At 72.4% G+C, this 8,212-nt stretch carries 7 protein-coding genes and 2 pseudogenes; 7 read left to right on the top strand and 2 right to left on the bottom strand.

The window, feature by feature from the left end:
• Nucleotides 1-112: 112 nt before the first annotated feature.
• Both NOD94_RS38880 and NOD94_RS38875 read right to left on the bottom strand, forming a co-directional pair.
• Nucleotides 113-544: a hypothetical protein gene (locus tag NOD94_RS38880; protein WP_281210967.1), complete on the bottom strand. Its 432-nt coding sequence runs from the start codon at nt 542-544 to the stop codon at nt 113-115.
• Nucleotides 537-905 carry a hypothetical protein gene (locus NOD94_RS38875; protein ID WP_281210966.1) on the bottom strand — a complete coding sequence of 123 codons (369 nt, stop codon included), beginning with the start codon at nt 903-905 and terminating at the stop codon, nt 537-539. Before NOD94_RS38875 ends, NOD94_RS38880 begins: the two co-directional genes overlap by 8 nt.
• A gap of 68 nt (nt 906-973) precedes the next feature.
• Between NOD94_RS38875 and NOD94_RS38870 the strand changes: the two genes are divergently transcribed.
• From NOD94_RS38870 to NOD94_RS38840, 7 genes and pseudogenes are all read left to right on the top strand, one after another.
• Complete coding sequence (locus NOD94_RS38870) at nt 974-1,621, top strand: HAD-IA family hydrolase (protein ID WP_281210965.1); 648 nt, start codon at nt 974-976, stop codon at nt 1,619-1,621.
• 394 nt (nt 1,622-2,015) lie between these two features.
• The gene (locus NOD94_RS38865) at nt 2,016-3,080 is read left to right on the top strand and encodes an ATP-binding cassette domain-containing protein (RefSeq protein WP_281210968.1); all 1,065 of its coding nucleotides are present in this window, start codon (nt 2,016-2,018) and stop codon (nt 3,078-3,080) included.
• A complete protein-coding gene (locus NOD94_RS38860; protein ID WP_281210964.1) occupies nt 3,077-3,745 on the top strand; it encodes a methionine ABC transporter permease in 669 nt (222 codons plus the stop codon). Before NOD94_RS38865 ends, NOD94_RS38860 begins: the two co-directional genes overlap by 4 nt.
• A gap of 137 nt (nt 3,746-3,882) precedes the next feature.
• Nucleotides 3,883-4,752, top strand: a complete 870-nt coding sequence (locus tag NOD94_RS38855; protein ID WP_281210963.1) for a MetQ/NlpA family ABC transporter substrate-binding protein — start codon at nt 3,883-3,885, stop codon at nt 4,750-4,752.
• Nucleotides 4,753-4,981: 229 nt separating this feature from the next.
• Nucleotides 4,982-5,560, top strand: a pseudogene (locus NOD94_RS38850) (GNAT family N-acetyltransferase); the annotation flags it as partial.
• A 262-nt stretch (nt 5,561-5,822) separates the two neighbouring features.
• Entirely contained in the window at nt 5,823-7,046 is a 1,224-nt protein-coding gene (cbiE, locus tag NOD94_RS38845) for a precorrin-6y C5,15-methyltransferase (decarboxylating) subunit CbiE (protein WP_281210962.1), read from the top strand.
• Between the two features lie 250 nt (nt 7,047-7,296).
• Nucleotides 7,297-8,212, top strand: a pseudogene (locus NOD94_RS38840) (hypothetical protein); the annotation flags it as partial.

Genomic DNA, 8,212 nt, shown 5'->3' with positions numbered 1-8,212 from the left:
CCGCCCCCGGGCCCCCCCCCGCCGCCCCCCCCCCCCCCCCCCCCCCCCCCCCCCCCCCCCCCCCCCCCCCCCCCCCCCGGAACGGCCACCCCCGGGGGGCCCCCCCCCCCCCCTACGCCGTGTCGCGCCTGGCGCGCAGCCACAGCATCCCGGTGATCGGCAGGATCACCGGGATGAACAGGTAGCCCATGCCGAAGTCCGACCAGACGGTCGCGTCGGGGAACGCCTCCGGGTGGACCAGGGTCCAGGTGCCCACGGCCAGCACGCCGGCGAGTTCGACGGCGCAGCACACCAGGGCCGCCTTGCGGGCCCTCTCCCCGCCCCGCACCAGCGAGTACGTGATGAAGGCGTAGGCCAGCGCTGCCGCCCCGGAAAGCGAGTACGCCAGCGGGGCCCGGTCGAACTCCGTGGACATCTGGTACGCCGAGCGCGAGACGGCGCCGACCACCATCACGCCGTACAGCCAGACCAGCAGCAGTCCGGGTCCGGAGACCAGGCGGCCCCGCCCGGCGGGCTCGGTCGTGGTCGTGTTGGTGTCAGGCACCGGTGCTTCCCCAGATGTCGTAGAGCCGTACTTCGAGCACGGCGAGGACGACCGCGCCCGCGGCCACCGTCACCGAACCCCACTTCGTCCGCTCGGTCAGCGAGAGCATCCCGGCGGCCGGGACCGCCGCGAAGGCGCCCAGCAGGTAGGCCACGAAGATCACCGTGCCCTGGCCGGGCTTCTCGCCCCGGCCCAGTTGGACCAGGCCGATCGCCAGCTGGGCCAGGACCAGGACGGTCACCACGGCCATGCCGATGAAGTGCCAGTCCTTGGTCGGCTGGTCCCGCCAGGCGGCGTGGCCGCACCAGGCGGCGAGGGCGAGGGCGGCCGCGCCGATGGCGACCGTCAGGGCGTCGAGCATGCAGCGAGGGTATTACGGGCCGAAAGACCCGATGCGCTCACCCCTGGGAGCGGGCTTTGCTGGAAGACATGAAGCTGCATGCCGAAGCCCTGCTGTTCGACAACGACGGCACCCTCGTGTCGTCCATGGAATCCGTCCACCGCTGCTGGGCCCGCTGGGCCCGGGAGTACGGGATCGGCGAGGAGGCCTTCGCCCGGGTCGTGCTGCACGGCCGCCCCGCTACGGAGATCATCGCCGAGCTGCTGCCCGAGGAGGTGCGGGCCGTGGCCCTCGCCCGCATCGAGGCCCTGGAGGTGGCGGACGTCCCCGGCGGCGTCGTCCTGCTCCCGGGCGCCAAGGAACTGCTGTCCGCGCTGCCCGCGGGCCGCTGGGCCGTGGTCACCTCCGCGACCCGCCCGCTGGCCGAGGCCCGGCTCCGCGAGGTGGGCGTCGACTTCCCCGAACTGGTGGCCGCCGACGACATCACGCGCGGCAAGCCCGACCCGGAGCCCTTCCTGCTCGCCGCCCGCCGCCTGGGCGTCGACCCGGCCCGCTGCGTGGTCTTCGAGGACGCCCCCGCGGGCCTGGCCGCCGGACGCGCCGCCGGCATGAGGACCGTGGCCTTGACCACAACGCACCCCGCCGCGGAGCTCGACGCGGACGTGGTCGTACGGGACCTCTCGGCCGTGTCGGCACTGGTCACCGACACCGGCGTGACCCTTGAGACGAACGGCTGATCGTGACCGATGTTGTCCGTAATGCGGCCAGAAACCGTCCGCTATACGGACAGTGTTGATCGGTGAGTCGCCTTGTCTGCTTTACTTGGGCCCATGACCACGACGAGCAGCCGCACCCTTGCGACCGAGGCGACCACGACGCCCGGTGCTCGTTGTATGTGTCGAATGTGCGCCTTCTGAGGGCCCCTTCTCCTGTAGTCCCGCGCCCCGAAGCGAGACCGGCCGAGCCGCTCCGCCACCACGTCGGTCCCTGACCGACCGTACGGATCGCTCCTGCCGCACGCACGTGTCGACGTCATCCGTTGGTGACGGTCGGACCCGTATTGCGTCCCCAGATGTTTGCCCCGTGCCCGGCACCCCGCTGCGCCGTGCACTCGACAGCGACGGAATTCCTGTGATCACCACATCGGGCCTCACGAAGGTCTACCAGTCCCGTGGCCGCGAGGTCACCGCCCTGGACGGCGTCGACCTCCACGTCCGCGAGGGCGAGGTGTACGGAGTCATCGGCCAGAGCGGAGCCGGCAAGTCCTCCCTCATCCGCTGCGTGAACCTGCTGGAGCGTCCCACCACCGGCACGGTGACCGTCGACGGCGTCGACCTCACCGCGCTGGCCGGGCGCGGCCGCCGCGCCGGCAAGGACCTTCGCGAGGCCCGCAGCCGCATCGGCATGGTGTTCCAGCACTTCAACCTGCTGTCGTCGCGGACCGTGCAGGCCAACGTCGAGCTGCCCCTGGAGATCCTCGGCGTCTCCGGCCGCGAGCGCTCCCGCAAGGCCGCCGAACTCCTCGACCTCGTGGGCCTCGCCGAGAAGGCCAAGGCCTACCCCGCCCAGCTCTCCGGCGGCCAGAAGCAGCGCGTCGGCATCGCCCGAGCCCTGGCCGGCGACCCCAAGGTGCTGCTCTCCGACGAGGCCACCAGCGCCCTGGACCCCGAGACCACCCGCTCGATCCTCCAACTGCTGCGCGACCTCAACCAGCAGCTCGGCCTGACCGTCCTGCTCATCACGCACGAGATGGACGTCGTCAAGTCCGTCTGCGACTCCGCCGCGCTGATGAAGCGGGGCCGGATCATCGAGTCCGGCACCGTCGCCGAACTGCTGGCCACCCCCGGCTCCGAACTCGCCGGGGAGCTCTTCCCGGTCAGCGGCACCGCCACCGGCCCGGACCGCACCGTCATCGACGTCACCTTCCACGGCGACGCCGCGACCCGGCCGGTCATCTCCCAGCTGTCGCGGACCTACAACATCGACATCTCGATCCTCGGCGCGGCGATGGACACCGTCGGCGGCCGGCAGGTCGGCCGCATGCGCATCGAACTCCCGGGCCGCTACGAGGACAACGTGGTGCCCGTCGGCTTCCTGCGCGAGCAGGGCCTCCAGGTCGACGTCGTCGACGACGAACCCACGACGCAGGACGTCGACTCCGAGCTGGCCGCACTGGTCAAGGATGGTGCCAAGTGACCTGGTCCGAGATGCAGCCCCTGCTCACCCAGGGCACCTACGACACCCTCTACATGGTGCTGTGGTCCACCCTGGTGACGGTCCTCGGCGGACTGCCCATCGGTGTCCTGCTCGTCCTCACCGACAAGGGCGGCCTGCTGCGGAACCAGCCGCTCAACAAGGTCCTCGGCGTGATCGTGAACATAGGCCGCTCGCTGCCGTTCATCATCCTGCTCATCGCCGTGATCCCCTTCACCACCGCGGTCGTCGGTACCTTCATCGGCCCCACCGCCATGATCGTCCCGCTGTCCATCGGAGCCATCCCCTTCTTCGCCCGGCTCGTCGAGACCGCCGTCCGCGAGGTGGACCACGGCCTGATCGAGGCCGTCGAGTCCATGGGCGGCGGCATCCCGACCCTCGTCGGCAAGGTCCTGCTGCCGCAGGCCCTGCCCTCGCTGATCGCCGGGGTCACCACGACCCTCATCACCCTGATCGGCTACTCGGCCATGGCCGGCGCCGTCGGCGGCGAAGGGCTCGGATCCAAGGCCATCACCTACGGCTTCCAGCGCTTCGAGACCGGCTTCATGGTCGCCACCGTCGTCATCCTGATCGCCCTCGTCACGGTGATCCAGCTGATCGGCGACGGAGTGGTCCGCGTCCTGTCCCGCAGGGGCCGGACGGCCTGACCGCCCGACGGCCCGACGGCCGCAAGGCCCGACGCGGCGGAAAACGATTTCACCCCTCCCCAGAGAGCCCGCACTTGTCGTGCTTGGGCCACCACCCCGCGGGCACCCCGGTACCCGCAGCAAGAAAGGCACTCTTCGTGCGCAAGAACATCAAGCTCACCGCATTCGCCGCCGCCTCCGCCGCGCTCGCCCTCGGCCTCACCGCCTGCGGCAGCTCCTCGGACCCGGCCTCCTCCACCAAGGCCGACGGCGCCAAGGTCGACGAGAACAAGGCGCTGGTCATCGCGGCCTCCCCGAGCCCGCACGCCGACATCCTGAACTTCGTCAAGGACAAGCTCGCGGCGAAGGACGGCCTGAAGCTGGAGGTGAAGGAGTTCACGGACTACGTCCTGCCCAACACCGCCACCGAGCAGGGCCAGGTCGACGGCAACTACTTCCAGCACAAGCCGTACCTCGACGACTTCAACAAGAAGAACGGCACGCACATCGTGCCCGTCGTGAACGTGCACCTGGAGCCCCTCGGCCTCTACTCCAAGAAGGTCAAGTCGCTCGCCGACATCAAGGCCGGCCAGACCATCGCCGTCCCGAACGACACCACCAACGAGGGCCGCGCGCTCCAGCTGCTCGCCGTGAACAACCTCATCACCCTCAAGGAAGGCGTCGGCACCAGCGCCAAGCTGTCCGACATCACCGACAAGAAGGGCCTGGAGTTCAAGGAGCTGGAGGCCGCCACGGTCCCGCGCGCCCTGAACGACGTCGACGCCGCGATCATCAACGGCAACTACGCCCTCGAGGCCAACCTGTCGCCGGCCAAGGACGCCCTGGTCCTGGAGAAGGCCGAGGGCAACCCGTACGCCAACTTCCTGGCGGTCAAGGACGGCAACCAGAACGACCCGCGCGTCCAGAAGCTCGCCAAGCTCCTGAACTCCGACGAGGTCAAGAAGTTCATCGAGGAGAAGTACCAGGGCTCGGTCACCCCGGCCTTCGGCGCACCCGCCGCCTCCTGACGCACCACCCCGCCGAGCGGATACCGCCCGGTCGACCGCGGGTTTCCGGCCCCGCGCACCCTCCGGGGCGCGCGGGGCCGAACTCGTGGGCGCGCAGGGCCCCGGGCTGCCCGCTTCCGGGCAGCCCGGCCCTGCACATCCCCGGGTCGATGCTGCATGCTGTGGCCTACGACCCGCACGAACGGTCCCGCACCACGGTCGCCCCACGGTCTCAGGCATGGAGCTGCGCATGACTACCACCTTCCCGGACGTCACCATCAGCACGGACCGGCTGGTGCTGCGCGCCTTCGAGGAAGAGGACGTCACCGCGCTCGCCGAGATGATGAACGACGAACACATCACCGCCTGGACCTCGGTGCCGCACCCCTACACCCACGCCGACGCCCACGCTTGGGCCACCCGGCACGCCCACGCGGAACGCACCGAGGGCCGGGGCATCGTCTTCGCCGTCACCGAGTTCCTCACCCAGCGACTCGTCGGCATCGTCCACCTCCAGAACACCAACTGGCACACCCGCACCACCGAGGTCGGCTACGTCACCGCGCCCTGGGCCCGCGGCGAGGGCTACGCCAGCGAGTCCGTGCTCGCCGCCGCCCAATGGCTCTTCCGCGACCAGCACTTCGAGCGCCTCGAACTGCGCACCGCCGCCGACAACACCGCCTCCCAACAGGTGGCCCAGAAGATCGGCTGCATCAGCGAGGGCGTCCTGCGCAACGCCTGGATAGTGCGCACCCAGGCGGCCGACGGCAGCTGGGTCGAGACCCGTACCGACCTCATCGTCTGGAGCCTCGTCCCCGAGGACCTCGACGACCTCGACGACACCAACGGGTACGACGGCTACGACGGGTACGACGTCCACGGGAGCGGCCCGAGCCACTCCGGTCACCGCGGTCGTTCCGGCCGCTCCGGCGACGAGGACCAGTACGCCTACGGCCGGCGGGCCGACGCCGGCGGGTACGCCGTCGGCGCCGACTGGCACTGACCGCAACCGACCCGTGACCAGGTAGTCTCACCGTGCCCGACCCCGCGACACAGCTTCGCCTGCCCCCCACCACAGGAGACTGACGACGATGGCCGATCGGGTCACTGTGATCGGCTGGGACGGTTCGCCGCTCACCGCGGCCGCCAGGTCCGCCCTCTCCGCCGCCACCCTCGTGGCCGGCGCCGCCCACCACCTCGCGCTCCCCGAGGTCCCGCCCACCGCGGAACGCATCCGCCTCGGCAGCCTCGGCCTCGCCGCGCGCCGCATCGCGGGCCACCGCGGCACCGCCGTGGTCTTCGCCGACGGCGACCCCGGCTTCTTCGGCGTCGTACGCACCCTGCGCGCCCCGGAGCACGGCCTGGAGGTCGAGGTCGTCCCCGCGGTGTCCGCCGTCGCGGCCGCCTTCGCCCGCGCCGGCATGCCCTGGGACGACGCCCAGGTCGTCGTCGCCCACCCGCGCACCCTGCGCCGGGCCGTCAACGTCTGCCGGGCCCACGGCAAGGTCGCCGTCCTCACCTCGCCCGGCGCCGGACCGGTGGAACTCGCCCTGCTGCTCGACGGCGTCCACCGAACCTTCGTCATCTGCGAGGAACTGGGCACCGACCGCGAGCGCGTCACCGTCCTCACCTCCGACAAGGTGGCCGACCACACCTGGCGCGACCCGAACGTCGTCATCGTCATCGGCGGAGCCGGACACTCCGCCACTCCTGCCGAAGCCGGCTGGCTTCTCGGCCGCGCCCCCGGTCTCGCCGCCGGCCGCGGCTGGGCACGCCCCCAGGACCTCCCCGAGGGTCCCGGGACCATCGGCGAAGGGGAGTCGGCGCAGCTGCGTGCCGCGCAACTCGCCCGCCTCGGCCCCCGCACCGGCGACCTCGTCTGGGACATCGGCACCGGCTCCGGAGGCCTCGCCGTGGACGCCGCCGTCCTCGGCGCCGCCGTCATCGCCGTCGACGCCGACCCGCGCGCCTGCGAACGCGCAACCGCCGCCGCCCGCAAGCGCGGTGTCCAGCTCCAGGTCCTCGCCGGCCGCGCACCCGTCGTACTGGAGTACCTGCCCGAACCCGACGTCGTCCGCGTCGGCGGCGGGGGAGCGGAGGTCGTCGCCGCCGTCGCCGACCGGCGTCCCGAACGGATCGTCAGCCACGCCTCCACGCGAGACGAGGCCGAGGCCATCGGCCGCACCCTCACCGAACACGGGTACGCCGTCGAGTGCGCGCTCCTCCAGTCCGTCGGCCTCGACACCCGCACCTGGGCCGAACAGGACCGTTCCGTCGTGTTCCTGCTGGCAGCCGAACGCCCCGTGAGCCGCTAGAGCGGAGCCCGGGGTAGGCTGGCCGATCGTCGTACTGCCCTGCAGCACGCATGACGTGGCGCAGTCCACAGCCGACCGCGCCGGTTTATGGCCGACAGGGTGGCCGACGAGCGCGACAATGCTCAGGAGTTGTTGTGAAGGCGCAGGTGCGGCGAAGGTGTCGCACGGCAACCCCGCACGGCGACTCCGCTCGGCGGCCTCGTGGGCGCCGGGCGATCGAAGAGGCGACATCGATGGGCGAGGGGTACGCATGACTGACACCGGCCAGGTTCCGGGCGAGGGCCACCCGGACGACGCGGGCATGGTGGATCAGCAGGGCATCCCCGCTCCGGTCCCGCCCCTTCCGCCGCTGCCCCCCGTCCCGCCCCAGGTCCCGGCGGGCTACGCCTTCCAGGACCTCGTCGACGACCCGGCCGAGGCGGAGGACGAGGAACTGCTCCTGATGCCGAGCGGCCAGGGCTCCTGGAGCGACCCGCAGGTGGTCCCGCAGGTGCCGGCCTACCCGGCGGACTTCCCCGCCGAGCCCGTCTACACCGAGTACCCGCAGAACCCCGAGCCCGGCTACCCGCAGCCCGCGCACCCCGGCTTCCCCGAAGCGGGCTTCCCCGACGCCGGCTACCCGCAGCCCGCGCAGCCGGGAGCCGGCTTCCCCGAGGCCTCCTACGCCGAGGGCGCCTTCCCCGACGGCTCCTTCCCCCCGGCCGGATTCCCCGACGCGTACGCCGAGCCCGCCGCCTACAGCGCCGGCGCCCACGAGACCGGCGGCCGCGACTCCGGCGCCCTCGACCTCGGCGGCCTCCTCGTACCCCCGCCCGCCTCCCCGGCGGCCCCGGTCACCGCGCCCCGCCGCCCGCTGCACATGGGCCCGCCCGTGCCCGAGGCCACCGGCGGCGTCGTCCGCTCCCTCGCGGACCGCGGCCCGGCAGCGGCGCCCGCGCCCGCTCCGGCCGTCCCCGCGCCCAGCCTGGCGGGCATGCCGCAGCCCATCCCCGTACGTCACGCGGGGCCGCCGACCACCGGCCCCGAGTACCTGGACTTCTCGCACGCCGAGGCCGCCGCCCAGGCCGCCCCCCAGCAGCCCGGCGAGATCCCGCCGCAGGCCGGGAACCCGTGGGCGTCGGAGCCCGCCGCCGCCGAACCCGCGCCCGCCGGGCCCGCCGCCGAAC

The sequence above is a fragment of the Streptomyces sp. Isolate_45 genome (genome assembly GCF_024721315.2).
Lineage (GTDB): Bacteria > Actinomycetota > Actinomycetes > Streptomycetales > Streptomycetaceae > Streptomyces.
The sequence above is the reverse complement of the archived record's forward strand: the minus strand, read 5'-3'. Positions and strand labels throughout refer to the sequence as shown.